At 67.3% G+C, this 23,604-nt stretch carries 21 protein-coding genes and 1 pseudogene; 16 read left to right on the forward strand and 6 right to left on the reverse strand.

Annotated features, from left to right (window positions below; translation table 11 throughout):
* The first annotated feature begins 3 nt into the window (after positions 1 to 3).
* The 9 genes from EZJ19_RS11640 (at position 4) to EZJ19_RS11680 (ending at position 8,526) form a co-directional block, all read left to right on the forward strand.
* Positions 4 to 1,059: an efflux RND transporter periplasmic adaptor subunit gene (locus tag EZJ19_RS11640; RefSeq protein ID WP_131447766.1), complete on the forward strand. Its 1,056-nt coding sequence runs from the start codon at positions 4 to 6 to the stop codon at positions 1,057 to 1,059.
* A 3-nt stretch (positions 1,060 to 1,062) separates the two neighbouring features.
* Entirely contained in the window at positions 1,063 to 4,365 is a 3,303-nt protein-coding gene (locus EZJ19_RS11645; RefSeq protein ID WP_206199412.1) for an efflux RND transporter permease subunit, read from the forward strand.
* A 24-nt stretch (positions 4,366 to 4,389) separates the two neighbouring features.
* On the forward strand, positions 4,390 to 4,617 hold the full coding sequence (locus tag EZJ19_RS11650) for a YgaP family membrane protein (protein WP_131447768.1): 228 nt from the start codon (positions 4,390 to 4,392) through the stop codon (positions 4,615 to 4,617).
* Positions 4,618 to 4,687: 70 nt separating this feature from the next.
* Positions 4,688 to 5,098, forward strand: coding sequence for a rhodanese-like domain-containing protein (locus EZJ19_RS11655; RefSeq protein WP_131447770.1), 411 nt, complete (start codon positions 4,688 to 4,690; stop codon positions 5,096 to 5,098).
* 13 nt (positions 5,099 to 5,111) lie between these two features.
* Entirely contained in the window at positions 5,112 to 5,369 is a 258-nt protein-coding gene (grxC, locus tag EZJ19_RS11660) for a glutaredoxin 3 (protein WP_131447772.1), read from the forward strand.
* A gap of 70 nt (positions 5,370 to 5,439) precedes the next feature.
* Complete coding sequence (trxC, locus tag EZJ19_RS11665) at positions 5,440 to 5,862, forward strand: thioredoxin TrxC (RefSeq protein ID WP_131447774.1); 423 nt, start codon at positions 5,440 to 5,442, stop codon at positions 5,860 to 5,862.
* Between the two features lie 62 nt (positions 5,863 to 5,924).
* A complete protein-coding gene (gene secB, locus EZJ19_RS11670; protein ID WP_131447776.1) occupies positions 5,925 to 6,389 on the forward strand; it encodes a protein-export chaperone SecB in 465 nt (154 codons plus the stop codon).
* Between the two features lie 10 nt (positions 6,390 to 6,399).
* Entirely contained in the window at positions 6,400 to 7,374 is a 975-nt protein-coding gene (locus EZJ19_RS11675; protein ID WP_131447778.1) for an NAD(P)H-dependent glycerol-3-phosphate dehydrogenase, read from the forward strand.
* A 129-nt stretch (positions 7,375 to 7,503) separates the two neighbouring features.
* Positions 7,504 to 8,526: a GGDEF domain-containing protein gene (locus EZJ19_RS11680; protein WP_131447780.1), complete on the forward strand. Its 1,023-nt coding sequence runs from the start codon at positions 7,504 to 7,506 to the stop codon at positions 8,524 to 8,526.
* 13 nt (positions 8,527 to 8,539) lie between these two features.
* On the opposite strand, the gene EZJ19_RS11685 is transcribed toward EZJ19_RS11680, so the two are convergent.
* A complete protein-coding gene (locus EZJ19_RS11685; RefSeq protein WP_131447994.1) occupies positions 8,540 to 9,004 on the reverse strand; it encodes a tRNA (cytidine(34)-2'-O)-methyltransferase in 465 nt (154 codons plus the stop codon).
* A 101-nt stretch (positions 9,005 to 9,105) separates the two neighbouring features.
* Here EZJ19_RS11685 and gshA point away from each other — a divergent pair, with 101 nt between their 5' ends.
* The 7 genes from gshA to EZJ19_RS16810 all read left to right on the forward strand — a co-directional run bounded on the left by gshA (position 9,106) and on the right by EZJ19_RS16810 (position 16,468).
* Complete coding sequence (gene gshA / locus EZJ19_RS11690) at positions 9,106 to 10,407, forward strand: glutamate--cysteine ligase (RefSeq protein ID WP_131447782.1); 1,302 nt, start codon at positions 9,106 to 9,108, stop codon at positions 10,405 to 10,407.
* 31 nt (positions 10,408 to 10,438) lie between these two features.
* Positions 10,439 to 11,389 carry a glutathione synthase gene (gene gshB, locus EZJ19_RS11695; RefSeq protein WP_131447784.1) on the forward strand — a complete coding sequence of 317 codons (951 nt, stop codon included), beginning with the start codon at positions 10,439 to 10,441 and terminating at the stop codon, positions 11,387 to 11,389.
* Entirely contained in the window at positions 11,386 to 12,429 is a 1,044-nt protein-coding gene (locus tag EZJ19_RS11700; protein ID WP_206199413.1) for an FAD:protein FMN transferase, read from the forward strand. The genes gshB and EZJ19_RS11700 overlap by 4 nt, the downstream gene beginning before the upstream one ends.
* 10 nt (positions 12,430 to 12,439) lie before the next feature.
* Entirely contained in the window at positions 12,440 to 12,970 is a 531-nt protein-coding gene (locus tag EZJ19_RS11705; RefSeq protein ID WP_131447786.1) for a DinB family protein, read from the forward strand.
* Positions 12,971 to 12,989: 19 nt separating this feature from the next.
* On the forward strand, positions 12,990 to 14,450 hold the full coding sequence (locus EZJ19_RS11710) for a THUMP domain-containing class I SAM-dependent RNA methyltransferase (protein WP_131447788.1): 1,461 nt from the start codon (positions 12,990 to 12,992) through the stop codon (positions 14,448 to 14,450).
* A gap of 400 nt (positions 14,451 to 14,850) precedes the next feature.
* Entirely contained in the window at positions 14,851 to 15,975 is a 1,125-nt protein-coding gene (locus EZJ19_RS11715) for a DUF262 domain-containing protein (RefSeq protein ID WP_131447790.1), read from the forward strand.
* Between the two features lie 13 nt (positions 15,976 to 15,988).
* Entirely contained in the window at positions 15,989 to 16,468 is a 480-nt protein-coding gene (locus EZJ19_RS16810) for a HEPN domain-containing protein (protein ID WP_420813133.1), read from the forward strand.
* Between the two features lie 422 nt (positions 16,469 to 16,890).
* Here EZJ19_RS16810 and EZJ19_RS11720 read toward each other — a convergent pair whose 3' ends face one another.
* The 5 genes and pseudogenes from EZJ19_RS11720 to fba all read right to left on the reverse strand — a co-directional run bounded on the left by EZJ19_RS11720 (position 16,891) and on the right by fba (position 23,585).
* Positions 16,891 to 17,772 (reverse strand): phosphoribosylaminoimidazolesuccinocarboxamide synthase, encoded by an 882-nt coding sequence (locus EZJ19_RS11720; protein ID WP_131447792.1) that lies wholly within the window; start codon positions 17,770 to 17,772, stop codon positions 16,891 to 16,893.
* Positions 17,769 to 18,221 (reverse strand): hypothetical protein, encoded by a 453-nt coding sequence (locus tag EZJ19_RS11725; protein WP_131447794.1) that lies wholly within the window; start codon positions 18,219 to 18,221, stop codon positions 17,769 to 17,771. Before EZJ19_RS11725 ends, EZJ19_RS11720 begins: the two co-directional genes overlap by 4 nt.
* A 61-nt stretch (positions 18,222 to 18,282) precedes the next feature.
* Positions 18,283 to 21,348 (reverse strand): efflux RND transporter permease subunit, encoded by a 3,066-nt coding sequence (locus EZJ19_RS11730; RefSeq protein ID WP_131447796.1) that lies wholly within the window; start codon positions 21,346 to 21,348, stop codon positions 18,283 to 18,285.
* Positions 21,349 to 21,351: 3 nt separating this feature from the next.
* Positions 21,352 to 22,440: an efflux RND transporter periplasmic adaptor subunit gene (locus EZJ19_RS11735; protein ID WP_131447798.1), complete on the reverse strand. Its 1,089-nt coding sequence runs from the start codon at positions 22,438 to 22,440 to the stop codon at positions 21,352 to 21,354.
* 78 nt (positions 22,441 to 22,518) lie between these two features.
* A pseudogene (fba, locus tag EZJ19_RS11740) lies at positions 22,519 to 23,585 on the reverse strand (class II fructose-bisphosphate aldolase).
* Positions 23,586 to 23,604 lie beyond the last annotated feature (19 nt).

The raw sequence follows: 23,604 nt of genomic DNA on the forward strand, positions 1-23,604 counted from the left end.
CCGATGAACAAGCTGCACCCCCTGGTATTCGCGCTGGCACTGACCGTGGCCGGCTGCGGTGGCCATGACAAGAGCGCCGCCGAGCCGGCCCACAACACCGTCAAGGCCAGCGTGATCACCCTGCAACCGGTCGACGCCGACGTCATGAGCGCCATGCCCGGCACCGTCGTGGCGCTGGAATCCGTCAAGGTGGCGTCCCGCTTGATGGGCTACATCAAGAACATCGCCGTGGCCGAGGGCCAGCCGGTCAAGGCCGGCGAGCGCCTGTTCACCATCGACCCGCTCGACATCGAGGGCGGCGTCGCCCAGGCCCGCCTGGGCCTGGACCAGGCCGAAAAGGCCATGCAGGATGCCAAGGCCGACTACGAGCGCTTCGACGCCCTCTACAAGGACGAGGTGGTGACTCGCCAGCAGTACGAGAAGATGAAGCTCAACTATGAGATCGCCACGGCCCGCGCCGGCCAGGCCAAGGCCGGGCTGAACACCGCCCAGGGCCAGATGAAGTACGCCGTGGTGGGTTCGCCGATCAACGGCGTGGTGACCCAGAAGCTGGCCAACGAGGGCGACATCGCCGCGCCCGGCTATCCCGTCCTGCTGGTCGAGAACCAGTCCCGCCTGCAGGTCCAGACCACGGTGCCGGAAGCGATCTATGCCGGCCTCAAGGTCGGTGCGCCGATCCGCGTCGAGGTCGACGGCATGGCCGAGCCGCTCGAGGGCAAGCTCGCCCGCCTGTCGCCGGCCGCCGATCCGATGACCCACACACATCTGGTCAAGATCGACGTCGCCGCCCCGGGCCTGCGCAGCGGCGCCTTCGCGCGCGTGCTGTTCGCCACCGGTCGCCAAAGCGTGCTGCGCGTGCCGCACGAGGCCGTCCTCAACCGTGCCGGCATCACCGGCGTGTTCGTCGTCGATGCCAAGGGCGTGGCGCAGTACCGCATGGTCCGCACCGGCCGTGAGGAAGCCGGCCAGGTCGAGATCCTGTCGGGATTGTCGGCCGGCGAGCGGGTCGTGACCGGCAACGGGGCCGCGGTCAACAACGGCGACACGGTGCAGGGTTAAGCCATGAGCGAAGCTCGACACGACAGCCCGATGAACATCGCGGGCAAGCTGGCGAAGGCCTTCCTGACCTCGAAGCTGACCCTGCTGACGATCATCGCGGTGACCCTGACCGGGGTCCTGGCCCTGCTGGTGACGCCGCGCGAGTACAACCCGCAGATCGTCGTCCCGGCCGCCAACATCATCGTCGCCAAGCCGGGCGCCAACACGGTGGAGGTGGAGAACCTCATCGTCAAGCCGCTCGAGGCGATCCTGAACGCCCAGTCGGGGGTGGACCACACCTTCGGCTACGCGACCAACGACTTCGGCGTCGTCACCGTCCAGTTCAAGGTCGGCCAGAACCAGGAGCAAAGCCTGGTCAAGCTGTACAACCAGCTGATGCAGAACATGGACCGCATCCCTCCGGGTGCCATGCAGCCCATGGTCAAGCCGATCAACGTCGACGACGTGCCGATCATGACCCTGACGCTGTCGTCCGCGCAGTACGACGACTACCACATGCGCGAGGTCGCCCAGCGCGTGCTCGAACAGTTGCGCAACGTACCCGGCGTCTCCTTCACCCAGATCGTCGGTGGCCGTGCCCACGCCGTCAACGTCTGGCTCGATGCCCAGCGCCTGGACGCCGCCGGCCTGACCCTGGACCAGGTCGACCAGATGCTGCGCGGCAGCAACGTCTCCGCGCCGCTCGGCGAACTGGTGCAGGACAACCGGGCCCGGCCCCTGCGCCTGTCTGGCTTCCTGGGTTCGGCCGAGGCGGTCGGCAAGATCGTCGTCGGCGTCTCCCAGACGGGCCGGCCGGTCTACCTGAAGGACGTCGCCCGTATCGAGGACGGCGCCGCCGAGATCGAGGAGGCCACCCGCTTCGCCTACGGCCCGGCCTCGGGCAAGGTGGCCGGTGCCGAGAACCCGGCCGTCACCCTGGCCATCGCCAAGAAGGCCGGCACCAACGCCGTGGTGGTCGCCAATGCGGTCCTGGCCAAGCTGGACGAACTCAAGCAGCAGGCCATCCCGGCCGGCATCGAGGTCGCGGTGACCCGCAACGACGGCGCCAAGGCCAACGAGGCGGTCAACGAGCTGGTTTCCCACCTCGGCATCGCCATCGGCTCCGTGGTGGTCATCCTGGTGATCTTCCTGGGCTGGCGCGAGGCCGGCATCGTCACCCTGACCGTGCCGCTGATCCTGTTCGTGGTCCTGGCGGTCGGCCTGGCGTTCGGCCAGACCATCAACCGGATCACCCTGTTCGCGCTCATCCTGTCGCTCGGCCTGCTGGTCGACGCGGCCATCGTGGTGATCGAGAACATCCACCGCCACCTGCACCACGGTACCGGCGACAAGAGCTTCGGCGAGGTGCTGATCGAGGCCACCAACGAGATCGGCAACCCCACCAACGTCGCCACCATCGCGGTGATCCTGGCCTTCATCCCGATGGCCTTCGTGACCGGCATGATGGGCCCGTTCATGGCGCCCATCCCGTTCAACGTCCCGGTGGCCATGATCGCCTCCATCGTCATCGCCTACATGGTGGTGCCCTGGGCCTCCAACCTGTGGCTGCGCGGCAAGGCCACCCAGCAGGCCCTGGCCGCCAAGCCGCCGCTCGAGGACGCCCACGCCTCCAGCCAGGACCCGTTGCATCGCGCCTACGTCGCGGTCATCAAGCCGCTCATCGCCTCGCGTCCGAAACGCAACCTGACCTTCCTGGTGGTCCTCGGGCTGCTCATCGGCGCCATGCTGATGCCGGCCTGGCAGTTCGTGCGCCCCTCGGGCATGAACGGCCCGTTGTCGATGTTCGGCGTCGAGTTGAAGATGCTGCCGAACGACAACACCAACACCATGCTGGTGCAGGTGGACATGCCGGCGGGCACCGCCCTGGCGGGTACCGACCAGGTCGCCCGCGAGGTCGGCCGCATCCTCGCCGCCTACCCGCACGTGACCGACTACCAGACCTTCCTGGGTCTCACGGCGCCGATCGACTTCGCCGCCCTGGTGCGCGGCGACATGATCAAGCGCGGCCAGAACCTGGCCCAGATCCGGGTCAACCTGGTCGGCAAGCACGCCCGCAGCGAGAGCTCGCATGCCATCGCCGACGTCCTGAACCAGCAGTTCATGGCCGTGCGCCAGCGTCACCCGACGGCCAAGATCAAGCTTTACGAGACGCCGCCCGGCCCGCCGGTGCAGGCCCAGATCCTGGCCGAGCTGTACGGTCCCGACTACGGCAAGCTGCGCGCTGCCGCCGCGCTGGTCAACAAGGACTTCCAGGACATCTACGGCATGATCAACGCCGACGACTCGGTGACCGCCAACGCCGAGGGCTACCACGTCCACGTCGACACCGAGAAGGCGCTGCTGTCCGGCGTCGCCCCCGGCCAGGTCGCCCAACTGCTGCGCAACTACGTGTCCGGCTTCGCCATCGGCACCCTGCACACCGACGACGCCCGCGAGCCGGTCGACATCACGGTGCGCCTGCCGCGCGAGTTGCGCGCCACGCCGGAGACCCTGCTCTCGCTGCGGGTGAGCAACCCGCACGGCATGCAGGTGCCGCTGTCGGCCATCGCCACGGTCGAGAAGGTCACCGAGGCCAAGCCGATCTACGACCGCGACCAGCATCCCATGGTCATGGTCGGCGGCGAGCTGCTCAAGTCGAGCCCGGTCTACGCCGTGCTGTCCCTGGACAAGCTGCTCGACGGCCAGAAGCTCGACCTCGGCGACGGCAAGGGTTCGGTCACCTTCAGCACCGGCAACCTCGGCTTCGTCCAGGCCAGCCCGAAGGACGTCGTCGACTACACCCTGCTCTGGGGCGGCGAGATGCGCCTGACCCTGGACGTGTTCCGCGACCTCGGCTCCGCCTTCATGGTCGCCATCGTCCTGATCTACCTGGTGCTGGTGGGCTACTACAAGTCCTTCGTCCTGCCCCTCGTGGTCATGGGCGCGATCCCGCTCACCCTGGTCGGCGTCTTCCCGGGCCACTGGGCGACCGGCCAGGCCTTCACCGCCACCTCCATGATCGGCGTCATCGCCCTGGCCGGCATCGTGGTGCGCAATTCCCTGCTCCTGATCGACTTCATCCTCGACTACCGCAAGCAGGGCTACGGTCTGGAGGAAGCGGTGATCGAGGCCGGCGCGGTCCGTTTCCGGCCGATCCTGCTCACCGCCCTGGCGATCATCCTCGGCTCCGCCATCATGATCACCGACCCCGTGTTCGGCGGTCTCGCGGTCAGCCTGATCTTCGGCACCTTCGCCTCCACCCTGCTCACCCTGGTGGTGATCCCGCTGCTCTATTATCTCTGGCAGCGGCGTCTGCAAACCGCCTGAGCGACCATTGAAAGGAACCCTCCGATGACTACCGAACGTGCCCTCCGTGTCCTGGCCGGCGTCATGATCCTGGTATCCCTGGGCCTGGCCCAGGCCTTCGGCCAGATCGACATCACCCAGATGTCCTGGCTCTGGTTCACCGCCTTCATCGGCCTCAACCTCCTGCAGTCCGGCTTCACCGGCTTCTGCCCGCCCGAGTCGCTGCTCAAGAAGATGGGCTTCAAGTCGGGCGGTGACGGTGCCTGCGGTTAAGGCCGGGGCGCGGTAAGCGGGTAGGCTTGGGTTAGAATTCGCACCCTCAGGAAACGCACCGAGGTATCCGATGGATTTCGTCGTACAAAACATCTGGCTGATCATGCTGACCGCCGTGTCCGGCTTCATGCTGTTCGGCAGCGGCCTCATGGGCCGGCTGTCCGGCATCAAGCAGGTCGGGCCGCAGGAAGCGGTCATGCTGTTCAACCACCAGGACGCCCTGGTCCTCGACGTGCGCGAGCCGTCCGAGTTCAAGGACGGCCACATCACCAAGGCCAAGCTGGTGCCGCTCGGCCAGCTCAGGAACCAGCTCGGCAGCCTGGAAAAGTACAAGGACAAGCCCGTCGTGGTGGTCTGCCGTACCGGCAGCCGGTCCAGCCACGCCTGCGGCATCCTGCGCAAGGCCGGCTTCGAGAACGTCAGCAACCTGGCGGGCGGCATCATGGCCTGGGAACAGGCCGGCCTGCCCAAGGAAAAGTGAGAGGAAGCGCACCATGCCCCACGTGAAGATGTACTGCACCGCCGTCTGCCCCTACTGCCAGATGGCCGAGCGCCTGCTCAACAAGAAGGGCGTCACCGACATCGAGAAGATCCGGGTCGACCTCGAGCCCGCCCGCGGCGAGGAGATGATCCGCATCACCGGCCGCCGCACCGTGCCGCAGATCTACATCGGCGACCGCCACGTCGGCGGCTTCGACGATCTCTCGGCCCTGGACGCCGGCGGCGAGCTGGATCCCCTCCTGGCGGCCTGAGCCGCCCGGCTTGAAATCCGGCGCTCCGGCGCCATCTGCTCCGGCAACAGCACATTTGCAGGAGCCAGTCATGGAACTCGTCTGTCCCCACTGCGGGGCCGTCAACCGCGTGCCCGAGCAGCGCCTGGGCGACCAGCCGAAATGCGGCAAGTGCGGCGGCGCCGTGTTGCCGCCCGCCCCCATCGAGCTGACGGCCGGCAATTTCGAACGCTTCCTGACCCGCGACGGCCTGCCCGTCCTGGTCGACTTCTGGGCGCCCTGGTGCGGGCCGTGCCGGCAGTTCGCCCCGACCTTCGCCCAGATGGCCGGGCAGTACGCCGGCGGCGTCCGCTTCGTCAAGGTGAACACCGAGGCCGAACAGGCCCTGGCGGCTCACTACGGCATCCGCAGCATCCCGACCCTGGCCCTGTTCAAGGACGGCCGGGAACTCGACCGCGTGTCGGGCGCCCTGCCCGGGCCGCAACTCGCCGCCTGGCTGCGCCAACACCTGTAAGGCCGTAACCTGGAAGCGGCTATAATCACCCGCTTATCCCCATCCACAACCGGAACGCGAAAATGAGCGAACAAGAACAGGCGGCCATGCCGGTCTTCAACATCGAGAAGATCTACATCAAGGACATGTCCGTCGAGGTACCCAACGCCCCGGCGATCTTCCTCGAGCAGGGCCAGCCCAAGATCGACGTGCAACTGCGCAACAACAGCGAGGCGATCGAGAACGGCATCTACCAGACCGTGCTCACCGCCGAGGTCACCGCCAAGATCAACGACAAGACCGCCTTCGTGGTCGAGGTCCAGCAGGCCGGCATCTTCCGCGCCCAGAACATCCCCCAGGAGGCCCTGGAGCCGATGCTGGCGGTCGGCTGCCCGAACATCCTGTTCCCCTACCTGCGCGAAGCCGTTTCCGATGCCGTCGGCCGGGCCGGCTTCCCGTCCCTGTACATGCAGCCGGTGAACTTCGAGGCCATGTACCTGCAGCAACGCGCGCAGGCGCAACAGGCCCAGCAACAACAAGCCAGCTGATCCCGGCGCCATGAAGATCGCGGTCTTGGGGGCCGGCGCCTGGGGCACCGGCCTGGCCATCCAGCTCGCCGGCGCCGCCGACGTGGTGCTCTGGACCCGCAATCCCGAGCACGCGGCCCGGATTGCCGAGGACGGCACCAACGCCCGCTATCTGCCGGGCTATGCCCTGACCGGCCTCGGCGTGACCTCGGACCTGGCCGAGGCGATCCGTGCGGCGGACTACCTGGTCAGTGCGGTGCCGACCTCGGGTTTCCGCGACCTGCTGCGCCAGACCCGCGGCGTCGGCACGCCCCTGGTGTGGCTGTGCAAGGGCTTCGAAAACGGCACCATGAAGCTGCCCCATCAGGTGGTGGCCGAGGAGTGGCCGGAGCGCGAGGACGTCGCCGCGTTGTCGGGCCCCAGCTTCGCCCAGGAGGTCGCCGCCGGCCAGCCGGCCGCGCTCACCCTGGCCGCCTTCGACGGCGAATTCGCGCGCCGTGCTGCGCACGACCTGCACCGCCCCCGCCTGCGTCTGTATTCGAGCAGCGACCTGCCCGGGGTCGAGGTCGGCGGCGCGATCAAGAACGTCATCGCCATCGCCGCCGGCATCTCGGACGGCCTCGGGTTCGGCCTCAACGCGCGCGCCGCCCTGCTCACCCGCGGCCTGGCCGAGATCAGCCGCCTCGGCCTGCAATTGGGTGGCCGCCAGGAGACCTTCATGGGCCTGTCCGGCATGGGCGACCTCATACTCACCTGCACCGGCGACCTGTCGCGCAACCGCCGGGTCGGCCTGCGCCTCGCCCAGGGCGAAAGCCTGGAGGGCATCCTGCGCGAGTTGGGTCACGTCGCCGAGGGCGTCACCACGGCGCGCGAGGTCGGCCGCCTGGCCGTCAAGCTGGGCGTCGAGATGCCCATCGTCGAGGCCGTGCGCCGCATCCTCGACCAGGACCTGCCGCCGCGCGAGGCGGTCGCCGGTCTGCTCAACCGCGAACTGCGCGACGAGTAAGCCCTGTTCCCGGTGCGGCAATGCCGCAACGTGGCGGCTGACACGGCTGGGCCGGCATCCCCCGGATTGCATGCGTGGCATATTACTTTGGTAATATCTACTCAATCCATTCACCCCCCGGGTCGGCAGATGTCGCTACGCTTCATTCAGCATTCCTTCGGCCAGGCCGATGGCCTCGCCAAGCGGGCGCTCGAGTTGCTGGTCGCCCGGAGCATTCCCCCTTCGCCGCTCAACTTCACCGTGGCGTACGAGTATTTCGGGGGCATCAACCCCGAGCTGACGGCCGCCCTGGACAAGCTGCTGGCGGGTGACGAGGCGGTCGACGCCTACGTGCTGCGCGATCTGTACGAGCGCCACGTCGCCTCCGACCAGTACAAGAACCTGCGCGGCATGGGCGACGACCTGCAGACCCTGCTGAGCAGCCTGGTCCAGAGCGTCAGCGAGGCCGGCACCGGCGTGGCGGTGTTCGGCGCCACCGTGGCCCGCCACATGGGTTCGCTGCACGGTGCCAACGGTCCGGACGCGGTGCGCGCCATCGCCGCCGACCTGCTCGCCGCCACGGCCGACATCCAGACCCGCAACCGCACCCTGCAGGAACGCCTGGAAGAGACCCACAAGGAGACCGAGAGCCTGCGCAAGGAGTTGGAGCAGCATCGCCGCGAGGCCCTGATCGATCCGCTCACCGGCCTGTACAACCGGCGCGCCCTGGAATCCCGGTTGGACGAATGGCAGGTCCGCCCGCTCGCCGTGGTGATGCTGGACATCGACCACTTCAAGCGCATCAACGACAGCTACGGCCACGCGGTCGGCGACGTCGTCATCCGCAACGTCGCCGACACCCTGCGCAAGTGCGTGCGCGGCGACGACTTCGCCGTCCGCTACGGCGGCGAGGAGTTCGTCGTCCTGCTGCCCGACACGGGCCTGGACGGCGCCATCAAGGTGGCGGAAACGATCCGCAAGCGGATCGAGGCCCTACGCCTGGTGCGCCGCCAGGACAACTTCACCCTGGCCCCGTTCACCATCTCGGCCGGCGTCGCCGAACGCCGAGGCGGCGACGACCACGACAGCCTGTTCCAGCGCGTCGACGCGGCCCTGTACGAGTCGAAGTCGCGCGGCCGCAACTGCGTCACCCACGAAGGCCAGTTGCACTGACTGCCGCGGCGGCTCAGGCGCCGCCCGCGAAGTCCTGCTGCCGCCAGGCCTCGTAGACCACGACGGCGGCCGAATTCGACAGGTTCAGGCTGCGGCTGTGTGCCAGCATGGGCAGGCGCAGGCGCCGTTCGGCGGCGAACTCGGCCAGGATTCCGGCCGGCAGGCCGCGGCTCTCCGGCCCGAACAGAAAGACATCGCCGGGCCGGAAGGCAACCCGGTCGTGGCGCGTGCTGCCCTTGGTCGTCAGGGCGAACAGCCGCTTCCCGGCCAAGGCCGCGCGCGCCGCCGGCCAATCGTCGTGCACGACCAGGCTGGCGTATTCGTGGTAGTCCAGGCCGGCCCGCCGCAACTGGGCGTCCTCCAGCGTGAAGCCGAGCGGCCGGACCAGGTGCAGGCGGCAGCCGGTGTTGGCGGCCAGGCGGATGATGTTGCCGGTGTTGGGCGGAATCTCGGGCTGGTAGAGGACGATCTCGAACATGGCGGACGCGCTCGCGTTGCGGTCCGCCATTATCCCGGCGCGGGCCGCGCTCGGGTGCAACATTCGGGTAAACTTACGCCCCTCGTTCATCGACGTCTCGCATGGTCCCCAACCTCACCACGGCGCTCACCGGTCCCCTTCTGGACCTGGAAAAACACGTCATCGCCGCCCAGCCGGCCATCGAACACTGGTTCCGCAGCCGCTGGCAGGAACACGCCACGCCCTTCTACTCCTCGGTCGACCTGCGCAACGCCGGCTTCAAGCTGGCACCGGTCGACACCAACCTGTTCCCGGGCGGCTTCAACAACCTGAATCCGGCCTTCCTGCCCCTGGCCGTGCAGGCCGCCCAGGTGGCGGTGGAGAAGATGTGCACCTCGGCGCAGCGTTTCCTGATCATCCCCGAGAACCACACCCGCAACGCCTTCTACCTGCAGAACGTCGCCACCCTGGCCCAGATCATCCGCAAGGTCGGCATCACGGTGCGCCTGGGCAGCCTGATTCCGGACCTCAAGGAGCCCCTCATCCTGGACCTGCCGGACGGCGGCGTGATCAAGCTGGAACCGGTGCGGCGCGAGGGCAACCGCATCATGGTGGGCGACTTCAACCCCTGCGCAGTGCTGCTCAACAACGACCTCTCCGCCGGCATCCCGGACATCCTCAAGGGCCTCGACTCCGACCAGACCCTGCTGCCGCCCCTGCACGCCGGCTGGGCGGTGCGGCGCAAGTCCAACCACTTCCGCGCCTACGCCGACCTGGCGCGCGCCTTCGCCCAGGTGGTCGGTATCGACCCCTGGCTGATCGACCCCTACTACGCGGTCTGCGGCGAGGTCGACTTCCAGGCCCGCGAGGGTGAGGAATGCCTGGCGACCCACGTCAGCGAGACCCTGGAGCGGGTGCGCGCCAAGTACCGGGAATACGGTATCGACAAGGAGCCCTTTGTCATCGTCAAGGCCGATGCTGGCACCTACGGCATGGGCATCCTGACCGCCAAGAGCGCGGACGACGTGCGCGACCTCAACCGCAAGACCCGCAACAAGATGGCCGTGGTCAAGGAAGGCCTGGCGGTCGACAAGGTGCTGGTCCAGGAGGGCGTCTACACCTATGAGTCGCTCAACGCCGCCGTGGCCGAGCCGGTGGTCTATATGATCGACCACTTCGTCGTCGGCGGTTTCTACCGCGTCCATACCGGCCGGGGCGTCGACGAGAACCTGAACGCCCCGGGCATGCACTTCGTGCCGCTCGCCTTCGAGCAGTCCTGCTCGCTGCCGGACTCCAACGCCCGTCCGGACGCGCCCGCCAACCGTTTCTACACCTACGGCGTCCTCGCCCGCCTGGCCGCGTTGGCGGCGGCGGTCGAGCTGGAGGACACCGATCCCGAGTTCCACCCCGAGGTGGTGCTGTGAGCCTGCCTCCGCGGCGCGAGGCGTCCCGCTGATGGACATCCTGTTCGTCGCCGACCCGCTCGCCGGCTTCACGCTCTACAAGGACTCCACCTACGCCATGATGGCCGAGGCGGCACGGCGCGGCCACGGCCTCTGGGCCTGCGAGCCCGAGGACCTGGCCTGGCGCGGCGGCCGGGTGGCCGGCCGGGTGCGCGACGTGCGCCTGCACGCCCAGGCGCGCCAGGGCGACTGGTGCGCGGCCGGCGCCGCCGCCTGGCGCGACCTGGCCGACTTCGGTGCCGTCCTGATGCGCAAGGACCCGCCCTTCGACGAGGCCTACCTCAACGCCACCTACCTGCTCGAGATGGCCGAGCGCGACGGCGCCCGCATCTTCAACCGGCCCGGCGCCCTGCGCGACTACAACGAGAAGCTGGCCATCGCCCGCTACCCGCAGTTCATCGTCGCCAGCCTGGTGTCGAGCCGGCCGGACGAGATTCGCGCCTTCCTGGCCGAGCAGGGCGACATCGTCGTGAAGCCGCTCAACGCCATGGGCGGCAGCGGCATCTTCCGCCTGCGCCCCGGCGACGCCAACCTGGGGGCCATCCTGGAGACCGCCACCGGGCTCGGCCGGCGCCAAGTCATGGCGCAGCGCTACATCCCCGAGATCGCCGCCGGCGACAAGCGCATCCTGCTCATCGCCGGCGTCCCGGTACCCTACGCCCTGGCCCGCATCCCGGCCCCGGGCGAGACGCGCGGCAACCTGGCGGCCGGCGGTACCGGCGTGGCGCAGCCGCTCTCGGAGCGCGACCGGGCGATCGCCGCCGCCCTGGGCCCGGCCCTGGCGGCGGACGGCCTCCTGCTGGTCGGCCTCGACGTCATCGGCGACTGGCTGACCGAGATCAACGTCACCAGCCCGACCTGCTTCCGCGAGATCACCGCCCAGACCGGCTGCGACGTCGCCGCCCTGTTCGTCGACGCCCTGGAAAGGCAGGTGGCGGCGTGATCCGGCGCCTGTCCGCCTGGCTCGCCCTGGCCTGCCTGGCGGTCCTCCTGGCCGCCTGCGCCGAGAAGCCGCCCTACAAGCAGGAGGCCTACGTCTTCGGCACCCTGGTCCAGGTCAGCGTCTACGGCGCCCCGGAAGACCGGGCGCGGCCGGCCGTCGCGGCCGTCCTGGCCGACTTCGACCGCCTGCACCGCCTGCTGCATGCCTGGGAGCCTTCCGACCTGCAGCGCATCAACGCCGCCATCGCCGCCGGCCGGGCATCCGAGCCGGCGCCAGCCGAGGTGATCGGCCTGCTGCGCGACGCCGCCGACTGGTCGGCCCGTTCCGACGGCCTGTTCAATCCGGCCATCGGCAACCTGATCGAGCTGTGGGGCTTCCACGCCGACACCTTCGCGGCCCGCCTGCCGGACCCGGCCAAGGTCGCCGAACTGGTGCAGGCGAACCCAGGCATGGCCGACCTCAGCTACGTGGACGGCCGCGTGGCGAGCCGCAATCCGGCCGTGCGCCTGGACCTGGGCGGCTACGCCAAGGGCTACGCCCTGGAACGCGCCGCCGGCATCCTGCAGGCGCACGGCGTGCGCAACGCCCTGATCAACATCGGCGGCAACATCCTCGCACTCGGCCAGCACGGCAGCCGGCCCTGGAAGGTGGGCATCCAGCACCCGCGCCAATCCGGCGCAATTGCTACATTGGAACTGCGGGACGGCGAGGCGATCGGCACGTCGGGCGACTATCAGCGTTACTTCGAGGTCGCCGGCAAGCGTTACTGCCACCTCATCGACCCCCGCACCGGCTGGCCGGCGACGGGGGCCCAGGCGGTCACCGTGCTGGTGCGCGGCGCACATGCCGGCACCCGCTCGGACGTGACCAGCAAGCCGATGTTCATCGCCGGGCCCGATGCCTGGCGGCCCATGGCGCGCCGCATGGGGGTCGACGACGTCCTGTTCATCGACGCCCGCGGTCGCGCCAGTGCCACCCGGAGCATGGCCGCCCGCCTGGAATGGCTGGACCAGACGGCGCCGCTCGCCGTCGTCGAGTAAGGGGAAGCGCATGTATACGTGGAAGAGCTTTTTCGTCGTGCAGGCCGACTACCAGCATTGGGCCAACGAGGCCCTGTTCGCCAGCCTGGCCCGCCTGCGCCCGGAAATCCTGGATGCCGACGAAGGCCCGGCGCTGCCCAGCATCCACCACGACATCGAGCACATGCTCGCGGTCGGCCAGCTCTGGTTCGCGCGCCTGCAGGACGCCGACGCGGCCGCCCTGCGCGAGGCGCACCATCCGATCTGGCGCGAGTTGCTGAACGCCGTACGCCTGGAGACGCGACGCCTGGAGAAGTGGCTCGAGGCGCAGCCGGATGCCTTCTTCGACGCCGAGGTGAGCTTCACCGATGCGGACGGCCGGGCGCGCGTGATGTGGGTGCGCGACGTGCTCAACCACCTGTACACGGAATTCGCCCGCCTGCGTGGCCAGATCGGCGCCGCCGCCGCGCGCCTGGGCGCGCCCAGGGCCGAGCTGGACTACGCCAGCTACCGGCGCGAGATGGTCAAGTTGCTGCAAGAGGCGCGCCAGGCGCCGCGTTGAGAGCGAGCGGAATACGCATATGTCCGAGCAAGACGAAAAACCAGGCCGCAAGAAACTGTCCCTGACCGCCAAGACCGAGGCGGCCGGACACAAGCGCAAGCCGGCGCGCTGGAGCCCGTTGCAGCGCGACCGCAGCCAGGCCCCGGCCAAACCCGCCGAGCCGGTGGAGCGGGCCGAGGAGGCGCGTCCGCGCACCCGGCCGGCCGGTCCGGCCAAGGCCCGGACGAAGGGCGAGGCGGCGCCGCGCCGGCAGGCCGACGGCGGCCGTCCCGCCCCGGGTCCGGACACCTCGGCCGGCCGGGCCGCGCCACGGCGCCGCGCGACCCCGAAGGCGCCGGTCCAGTTGAAGCTGTTCGTCCCCTGCCCGCGCGGTCTCGAAGCGGAATTGGCCGCCGAGCTCGGCGGCCTGGGTGCGGCCGAGGCGCAGGCCGGCTCGGGCGGGGTGCATTGCCAGGGCGACGTCGCCCTGGCCTGGCGCATCAACCTCTGGAGCCGGCTCGCCATCCGCGTCCTGCAGGAGGTCGCGACGGGCGACTACCGCAGCGAGGACGACCTCTACCGGGCCGCCGTCCGGCTGCCCTGGTCGGACTGGTTCGGGGTCGACAAGACCATCGCCGTGCGCACCGTGGCGCACGCCAGCCCGCTCAAGAGCCTCAACTTCGTCACCCTCCGGATCAAGGACGCGGTGGTCGACCGTTTCCGCCAGGATTTGGGCGAGCGCCCCAGCGTCGATGCCCGCGAGCCGCAGGTGCCGATCCTCGCCTACCTGGACCGCGAGCGCTTCAGCCTGTACCTGGATCTCTCGGGCGAACCGCTCAACCGGCGCGGCTACCGGGTCGAGCCGGCCCCGGCGCCGCTCAACGAAAACCTCGCCGCCGGCCTGCTGCGCCTGTCCGGCTGGACCCCGGACACGCCGTTGCTCGACCCCATGATGGGCGGCGGCACGATCCTGCTGGAAGCGGCCATGATGGCGCTCGACATGGCGCCCGGCCTGAAGCGCCACTTCGCCTTCGAGCATCTGGCGAGCTTCGACAAGGTGGAGTGGACCCGCCTGCGCAAGGATGCCGAGGCGGCGCGCAAGGAAGCGCGGCCGTTGCCCATCTACGGCTGCGACATCGACCCGCGCATGATCCGCGCCGCCGGCCTCAACCTGAAGGCGGCCGGCCTGCTCGACTGCGTCACCCTACGGGAAGGCGACGTGACGGAGATTCCAGCCCCGGCCGAGCACGGCCTCATCGTCAGCAACCCGCCCTACGGCGTTCGCCTGGACTCCGACGCGGGCTTCTACAAGGGTCTGGGCGACGCCCTCAAGCGCCACTTCTCCGGCTGGGCGGCCTGGCTGATCTCCAGCGACGCGGAGTTCCCCAAGCACATCGGCCTCGCCGCCAGCAGGCGCGTGCCGCTATACAACGGCCCGTTGGAGTGTCGGCTGTACGAGTACCGGCTGGTGGCCGGGACGATGCGCAAGAAGGCGCCCTGACAAATCCGCCGCAAGTCGGCGGTGACAGATGATCCGTTCGCAGCCGAGACGCTGCCGACATCGTTACGCCGGGCAACGGCGGCTACCGCCTCGTTGCTGACGTACGAACCGTCAGAGGTTCAAGGGACGATATCGGATTCGAGCAGTCACGTGAGCACATCCGCCCATGGACAGGAAGTCACTTGCCCACATTGTCTGCCACTCGGGTTGCAGCCCCGCAGGGCTTAACATAAGCTCAACTCGCATCTGCATATTCTTATACCCGAGCCTAGAATAGGCAGCAATAATGATCAGACTCTAACCAGTCTGAGCCGCATTGGGTCTGGCTTCTATGTTAGGAACGTCGGTATGAGCTGGCGACGATATTGGCTGTCAGGTATCTAAACGAACACGAGGAAATATGGCAACAATCGAAGACACCGATGCTCGTATAGAGTTTGAGCGTGAAAGCAGAGCTCCGACAGACTTGGAACTCGAGCCCATCACGTCTGAAGATGAAGACTATGAGAGCGCGCCGCCAAGTTACCAAATTTCGACATACCCAGCTGATTTCACACTCGAGGTGCTGCATCAGAAATGGAAAACAGATGAAATTTTAATTCCAGATTTCCAACGGCGTTTTGTGTGGAAGCAGGTCCAGGCAAGCAAGTTGATCGAGTCGTTTCTGGTGGGCTTGCCCGTTCCCGCGGTTTTTCTTTATAGCGAGAGAAAGAGCCAAAAATATTTCGTAATTGATGGACAACAGCGGCTAAAAAGTATTTTTTATTATTTTGAAGGTTACTTTGGCCCAGAAACTCAAGGTGCGCGGAAAGTATTCCGGCTTACCGGATTAAGTCCTGACAGCATTTTCAACGGCAAGACGTATGAAGACCTTCGTGATGAAGACAAGAGACGGCTGAAGAACTCTGTGTTGCGCGCCTTCGTCGTTCAGCAATTGGACCCGGCAGACGACACAAGTATGTACCACATTTTTGAACGGCTAAATACTGGCGGAACGTTGCTTACTAATCAAGAGATCAGGAACTGTGTTTATCACGGGGGCTTTATTGGGTTGCTTAATGAAATCAATGCAAATTCCATATGGAGAACGATACTTGGTAAGGACACTCCGGATACGCGCAGGAAGGACATAGAGTTGATAGTCCGGTTCTTCGCTATGCGCGACATCTCTGTATACAAGAAGCCGATGAAAGATTGGCTGTCCAAGTTTATGAAAAAGAATCGTGACGCACCTAAGGAAGCACTAGACGCAAGCCGTGACTTGTTCAATAGGACGTGTGCGCAGGTTGTTGCATCACTCGGAGAAAAGCCGTTTCATGTTCGATCAGGACTAAATGCCGCCGTTTTTGACGCTGTCATGACGGCGTTCTCAAATAACTTAGATGCTATACCCGTGAATATTGCGGATAGGTATACCACCCTGATTAAAGACCCTGATTTCGACAGAGATACGAGGACCTCCACTACAGATGTGGATACGGTAAATGGACGAATAAAAAAGGCAGAAGAAGTGCTCTTTGGGTAGAGGGGTCCCCAGGATGCGGATTGTACGGATAGAGCAGACTTTGGAAAGGTGTGAGGAGCATTTGTCCACGTCAGTTGCTTATGGAACTGAGATAGAAAGTCTGTTGACGCAGTCAATTCTTGTGATAATGTGCGCGGAGTTTGAGCAGAAAATAGAGACTATCGTCCGTGAAAAATGCTCATCTATTGAAGACGGCTCAATTAGAGAATTTCTTGGGTCTTGTGTGGGCGCTGTGTTTCGTAGCGTTAAGTCGAACGAGATTGCAGGCTTGCTCAATCGATTCGGGCCGTCTTACAAAGAGGCATTTAATCAGAAGACCGCTGATAATCCAAGGGCTGTTACATTTTACAACAATATTGTCACAAACCGCCATGGGGTCGCCCACTCGGAAGGCAGTAATGCGACATTTCGAGAAGTTAAGCAGTTTTACGAAGAAGGCCATGTGCTTCTGGATTATTTTAGAGAGGCACTTCTAGATCGTGATTGCGCATAACAAGACGTTGTAATTAGAGAGATCCATTGCGATTAGTCGATGATGATTCGCTTGTTCGTTGAGCATACGGAAAACCTGTTTTCAGCGCACGGCAAGGGATCGGTTTCTGAGTAGAGCGGCCATTTGACTGGTAGCGTTTCCAGATAGACGAGAGGCGGCACTAGGTTCACTTCTCCCATTGGCGCGCCAACCGTGTCGTGCCGCCCCAGGTGCGATACCGAGGGTATCGGAGGCCGGCTAGCTAGATTTGATGTTCCTGTCGGTTGATTCTTCGGGGCGTACCCGTTGCTGGTCCGGACGCCGTTCCGTGGTGAGGCGGGCGGCGAGGCGCGGAAGCGGATTCGGTACGGCCGTGCCCTTTGGCCGACGGCGGGTGCCGTAAGCGGCCAGCGGAGCCAGCCGGCAGCCGGTGGCGGCGTGCGTCAGCCGAGCAGCCGGCGCAAGGCCTCGTCGTACTTCTCGGCGGTCTTTGCCACCACCTCGGCCGGCAGTTCGGGGCCGGGAGCCTGCTTGTTCCAGCCCGAGCCGGTCAGCCAGTCGCGCACGTATTGCTTGTCGAAGCTGGGCGGGTTGCTGCCGACCCGGTATTCGTCGACCGGCCAGAAGCGCGAGGAGTCGGGGGTGAGCACCTCGTCGATCAGAGTCAGGGTGCCGTGCTCGTCGAGGCCGAATTCGAACTTGGTGTCGGCGATGATGATGCCCCGGGTCAGGGCGTAGTCGGCCGCCTCCCGGTACAGGGCGATGGCGGCGGCGCGCACCCGGCCGGCCAGTTCGGCGCCGAGCAGTTTCTCGCAGGCGGCGTAGTCGATGTTCTCGTCGTGCTGGCCCACGGCGGCCTTGGTCGACGGGGTGAACAGCGGCTCGGGCAGCTTGTCGGCCTGCCGCAGGCCGGCCGGCAGGGCGATGCCGCACACCGCGCCGGTCTTCTGGTAGTCGGCCCAGCCGGAGCCGACCAGATAGCCGCGCACGATGGCTTCGACGGGCAGGGCCTTGAGCCGCTTGACCACCACGGCACGGCCGGCGACCTGGGGGCGTTCGTCGGGCGCCACCACGGCTTCCGGGGCGTCGCCGGTGAGCTGGTTGGGCAGGATGTGGGCAAGCTTGGCGAACCAGAAATCGGCCACCGCGGTGAGCACCTTTCCCTTGTTCGGGATCGGCGTCGGCATGACCACGTCGAAGGCCGACAGGCGGTCGCTGGTGACGATCAGCATGCGCTTGTCGTCGATGGCGTAGATGTCGCGCACCTTGCCCTTGTGGATCAGGGGCAGGGACTGGATGGTGCTTTCGTAGAGTGCGTCGGTCATGGCTTGGCGGTCTTCAGGATGGCCAGGTTGAGTGAGGCCTCGATGCGGTCGTAGCTCGGGCATTGCTTCTTGTGCAGCGGCGACTGCAGCAGGTTGAACTGGACGGTGGCGCCCGGCGCGGCGTTGCTGCGCAGGAAGGTGTAGTCGCGGAACAGCATGTCGCTGCCGTGATAGACCTTGAAGGCGACCGTGCTGCTGCGCGCCAGGGTCTGGTCCGACAGGTTGGTCAGGGTGCCGCTCAAGAAGGCGTAGCAGGAGCTGTTGTCGAGGCTGGAGTAGTGGACCTCGACGTCGTAGTCGAGCACGTACTGGTTGTCGAACAGCTGGTTGTGGTGGCTGACGCCGGGGGCCGGCCGGCTGGGCGCCGGGGCGGGCGGCGTGCCGGCACAGCCGGCGAGCAGGAGCGCGGCCAGGGCAGCGGCGGCAGGAAACGGGAAACGGGAGGCCATGGCGTGTCGAGGGAAGTGGTGTGCGGACTATAACGGGGCGCGCCGGGAATGACAAAAGCCCCTAGCCCGGGCGCCGTGCGAAGAGGCGGCGGAAGCCGGCGTGAAGGTCGTCGACGAAGGTGTAGACGACCGGGATGACCAGCAGGGAGAGGAAGGTCGAGGTGATCAGGCCGCCGATCACGACGATGGCCATGGGGGCGCGGAAGCTCGGGTCGGTACCCAGGCCGATGGCGATCGGCATCATGCCGGCACCCATGGCGATGGTGGTCATGATGATCGGCCGGGCACGCTTGCGGCCGGCGTCGAGCAGGGCGTCCCAGCGGTTCAGGCCGTGCTCGCGCCGGGCCATGATGGCGTAGTCGATGAGCAGGATGGAGTTCTTGGTGGCGATGCCCATGAGCATGATGAGGCCGATCATGGACGGCATCGAGAGCGCGGATCCGGTCAGGAACAGGGCCAGGAAGGCGCCCGGCACCGAGAGGACGAGGGCGGCCAGGATGGTGCCGGGCTGGACGAAGTCGCGGAACAGCAGGACCAGGACGATGTAGATGCACATGACCCCGGTCAGCATGGCCAGCGCGAAGCTTTCGAACAGTTCGTTCATGGCCTCGGCGTCGCCCACCGTGGTGCGGATCACGCCGGGCGGCAGGTTGCGCAGGCTGGGCAGGGCGAGGGCCTGCTTCTCGACCTCGCCCAGGGGTTGCTGGTTGAGTTCGATCTCGAAGTTGATGTTGCGCAGGCGGTCGTAGCGGTCGATCTCGGCCGGTCCGCCCTCGATGGCCAGGCTGGCGACGTTGCGGATCGCCACCGGGCCGTGCGCGCCGGGCACGCTCAGGCGGCCGAGCAGGTTCGGGTCGCGGCGCGCCTCGGGCGGCAGGCTGACCACGATGGGCACCTGGCGCTGGCTCAGGTTCAGCTTGGCGAGCCCCTGGTCGTAGTCGCCGGTGGTGGCGATGCGCAGGGTGTCGGCGATCGCCGCCGAGGTGACGCCGAGGTCGGCGGCGCGCGCGAAGTCGGGCCGCACGGTGAGTTCCGGGCGTACCAGGGTCGCGGTGGAGACCACGTTGCCGATGCCCGGGAGGGTGCGCAGGTCGCGCTCGACCAGGCGGGCGTGCTCGGCGAGCAGGGGACCGTTCTCGCTCGCCAGGACCAGGATGTACTTGTCGTTTGCGCCGCCCAGGCCGACGTTGACGCGCACGCCCGGCAGCGCCGCGAGGGCCTGGCGCAGCTGGTTCTCGATGGTCTGTTTCCGGACCCCGTGGCGTTCCTTGCGCGGCGTCAGGTTGATCGTCAGGGTGGCCTTGCGCACCTCGGCGGCGCCTTGCGGAGCGAACGGGTCGCCCCCCGCGGAGCCGCCGCCGACCGCGGTATAGACCAGGCGTACCTCGGGATTGGCCTGGATGATCCTGCGCGCCTGCTCGGCCGCCGCCAGGGTCTGCTCGAAGGTGCTGCCGGGCGGCAGGGACAGGTAGACCTGGGTCTGCGAGAGGTCGTCGGGCGGGATGAAGCCCTTGGGCAGCAGGGGCACCAGGGCGAAGGAGCCGAAGAAGAACAGCACGGTGGCCAGGACGGTGAGCCAGCGGTGCTTCAGGCAGGCCGCCGCCCAGGCCTGGTAGAGGCCGAGCCAGCGCGGCACGTCGTGGCGGCGGCGCGGCGGCCGGAGCACGTAGGCCGCCATCATCGGGGTGAGCAGGCGGGCCACCGCGAGGGAGAAGAACACCGCGATGGCGGCGGTCCAGCCGAACTGGACGAAAAACTTGCCGGCCACGCCGCCCATGAAGGCGGTGGGGAGGAAGACGGCGATCAGCGTGAAGGAGGTGGCGATCACCGCCAGGCCGATCTCCCGGGCCGCCTCCATGGCGGCGTCGTACGGCTTCTTGCCCATGCGCAGGTGGCGCATGATGTTTTCGATCTCGACGATGGCGTCGTCGACCAGGATGCCGACCACGAGCGACAGGCTCAGCAGGGTCACCACGTTGATGGTGAAGCCGAGCAGGTACATGGCGGCGAAGGCGGGCAGGATTGACAGCGGCAGGGCGGTGGCGGACACCAGCGTGGCACGCCAGTCGCGCAGGAACAGCCAGACCACCAGGACGGCGAGGATGGCGCCCTCGATGAGCAGGGACATGGAGCCTTCGTAGTTCTCCACCACCGGGTCGACGAAGTTGAACGCCTCGGTGATCGCGATGTCCGGGTTCTCCGCCTGCAGGCGTGCCAGCTCGGCGCGCACCCCGGCCGCCACCGCGGTTTCGCTGGCCCCCTTGCTGCGGGTGATCTCGAAACCGACGACCTGCTTGCCGTTGAGCAGGGCGGCCGCGCGCCGTTCGGCCACCGTGTCGGTGACCCGGGCCACCTGGTCGAGCCGGATGTGGCGCCCGTCGGACAGCACGATGTCCATGGCGGCCAACTCTTCGGCACTGTGCACCGTCGCCAGGGTGCGCACGGACTGTTCGGCGCCGCCGACGTCGGCGCGCCCGCCCGAGGCTTCCTGCTGGATTTGGCGCAGCTGGCGCGAGATGTCGGCCGCGCTGGCGGCGAGGGCCTGGAGGCGGTCCGGGTCGAGTTCCACGCGCACCTCGCGGCTGACCCCGCCGACCCGTGCCACGGCGCCCACGCCGGCGACGCTGAGCATGCGCTTGGCCACCGCGTTGTCGACGAACCAGGACAACGCCTCGTCGTCCATGCGCGCCGAGGCGACCGTATAGGTGAGGATGGGCATGCCGGAGACGTTGACCTTGGCGACCACCGGGTCGAGCAGGTCGCCGGGGAGCTCGGAGCGGATGCGCGAGACCGCGTCGCGGACGTCGTCCACCGCCTCCTGGGTGGGCCTCTCCAGGCGGAACTCGACGGTCACCGTGGCGACCCCGTCCTGGACCTTGGTGTAGATGTGCTTGACCTCGGACAGGGTGGCGACCTCGTTCTCGATCTTGCGCGCCACTTCGGTCTCCAGCTGGCCGGGCGCCGCGCCGGGCAGGCTGGCGGTGACCGTCACCGTGGGCAGGTCGACGTCCATGAACTGCTGGATCTTCATGGCCCGGAACGACAGCACGCCGAGCACGGTGAAGAGGGCGAACAGCAAAATGGCCGGGATCGGGTTCCTGATCGACCAGGAGGAGATGTTGACCATGGGTCAGGGCGCGGGGGTCACCCGGACGAGATCGCCGTCGGCCAGGAAGCCGGCCCCGGAGGCGACCACCCGGGCACCGTCCGGCAGGCCTGCGACGATCTCGACGCGGTCGCCGAGCCGGCGGCCGAGCGTCACCTTGGCCTGGGCGACCTTGGCCAGGCCGCCGGCGCCGGCTGGCCCGAGCAGGTAGACGTAGGCATAGGCCTCGCGCATGACCACGGCGGCCTGCGGCAGGGTCATGGCCGGGGCGCGGCCGAGCCGGAACTCGCCGCGTGCGAACATCCCGGCGCGCGCGGCACCGGGTGCCGGCAGGTCGACGTAGACCAGGCCGTTGCGGGTCTTGGCGTCGACGCTAGGAGATACCGCGCGTACCCGTCCGGCGACCGTGCCGCCGCCCGGCAGGGCCAGGCTGGCGGCGGTGCCCGGGACGATGCGGCCGAGGTCGGCCTCGGCAACCTCGGCACGCCATTCCAGGCGGCCGCCGCGGATCAGGCGGAACAGTTCCTGGCCGGACTGGGCGAGCGAGCCGACCGTGGCGGCGCGGGCCGAGATGATGCCGTCGTCGGGCGCCAGCACCCGGGTCTGGCCCAGGCGCACCGTGTCGGCGCGGACCTTGGCACGAGCCGCTTCCAGGCGGGCTTCGGCGGTCGCCTGGCCGGTGATGTACTGGCTGCCCATCTGCCGGCTGTAGAAGCCGGCGGCCTGCAGTTGGCGCGCCCGTTCGGCATTGCCGGCGGCATCGGCCAGGGCGGCCTCCGCCTCGCTGGCGGCGGCCCGGCTCTGGGCCAGCTCGGCGGCAACGGTGGCGCTGGCGATGGTGGCCAGCCTTTGGCCCTTGCGTACCCGGTCGCCGACGTTGACGCATACCTCGGTGAGCCGGTAGTTGCTGATCTCCGAGCTGATCACGGCTTCCTGCCAGGCGGCGACATCGCCGTTGGCGGTCAGGGTGTAGGGCCAGTCGAGCCGCTCGGGCGCCACGGCCGCCACGGTCAGGGCCGGCTTGGCGGCCGCGGGCGCCGGCGTTTCGGCCTTCTGGCAGCCGTAGGCGAACACCAGGGCGGCCAGCAGTACGGCATAGGGCCTGGACGGCATCGAATACCCCCGCTTGAATAGGGACCGGCAAAAGAAAAGGGCGGCCGAGGCCGCCCTTCGATCTTACCCGAAAGCCGTTCAGGCGATCTTGGGATCCAGCTCGCCCTTGGCGTAGCGCTGGTGCATCTCGTCCAGGTTGAAGATCCTGCCGATCTTGCTGGCCTGGCCAGCGGCGCCGAAGGCGTCGTAGCGGGCCTTGCAGATGCCCGTCATGCCCTTCTTGGCTTCCTTGTAGTACTTGCGCGGGTCGAAGTTGGCCGGGTTCTCGGCCATGTGCTTGCGGATCGCGCCGGTGGAGGCCATGCGCAGGTCGGTGTCGATGTTGACCTTGCGGACGCCGTTCTTGATGCCCTCGACGATTTCCTCGACCGGCACGCCGTAGGTCTGGCCCATGTTGCCGCCATAGCTGTTGATGATGGCGAGCCAGTCCTCGGGCACCGAGGAGGAGCCGTGCATGACCAGGTGGACGTTCGGGATGCGGGCGTGGATTTCACGGACGCGGTCGATGCGCAGGACCTTGCCGGTGGGCTTCTGGGTGAACTTGTAGGCGCCGTGCGAGGTGCCGATGGCGATGGCCAGGGCGTCGACCTTGGTCTTGGCGACGAAGTCGGCGGCCTCGTTGGGGTCGGTCAGCAGGGCGGAATGGTCCAGCACGCCGTCAGCGCCGTGGCCGTCTTCCTCACCCATCTTGCCGGTCTCCAGGGAACCCAGGCAGCCCAGTTCGCCTTCCACCGACACGCCGCAGGCGTGGGCCAGCTCGACCACGTGGCGGGTCGTGTCGACGTTGTACTCGTAGGTCGACGGGGTCTTTGCGTCGGACATCAGGGAGCCGTCCATCATCACCGAGCTGAAGCCGGACTGGATGGAGCGGAAGCAGACGTCCGGGAGGCGCCGTGGTCCTGGTGCATGCAGACCGGGATTTGCGGGTACTGTTCCAGCGCGGCCAGGATCAGGTGGCGCAGGAAGGGCTCGCCGGCGTAGGAGCGGGCACCGGCGGAACCCTGCAGGATGACCGGGCTGTCGGTGGCGGCGGCAGCCTCCATGATGGCCTGGACCTGTTCCATGTTGTTGACGTTGAAGGCCGGCAGGCCATAGCCGTGCTCAGCGGCGTGATCGAGCAGTTGACGCAGGGAAATCAGTGCCATCTTTTACTCTCCTTGTTGC

The sequence above is a fragment of the Parasulfuritortus cantonensis genome (genome assembly GCF_004337445.1).
GTDB classification, from domain to species: domain Bacteria; phylum Pseudomonadota; class Gammaproteobacteria; order Burkholderiales; family Thiobacillaceae; genus Parasulfuritortus; species Parasulfuritortus cantonensis.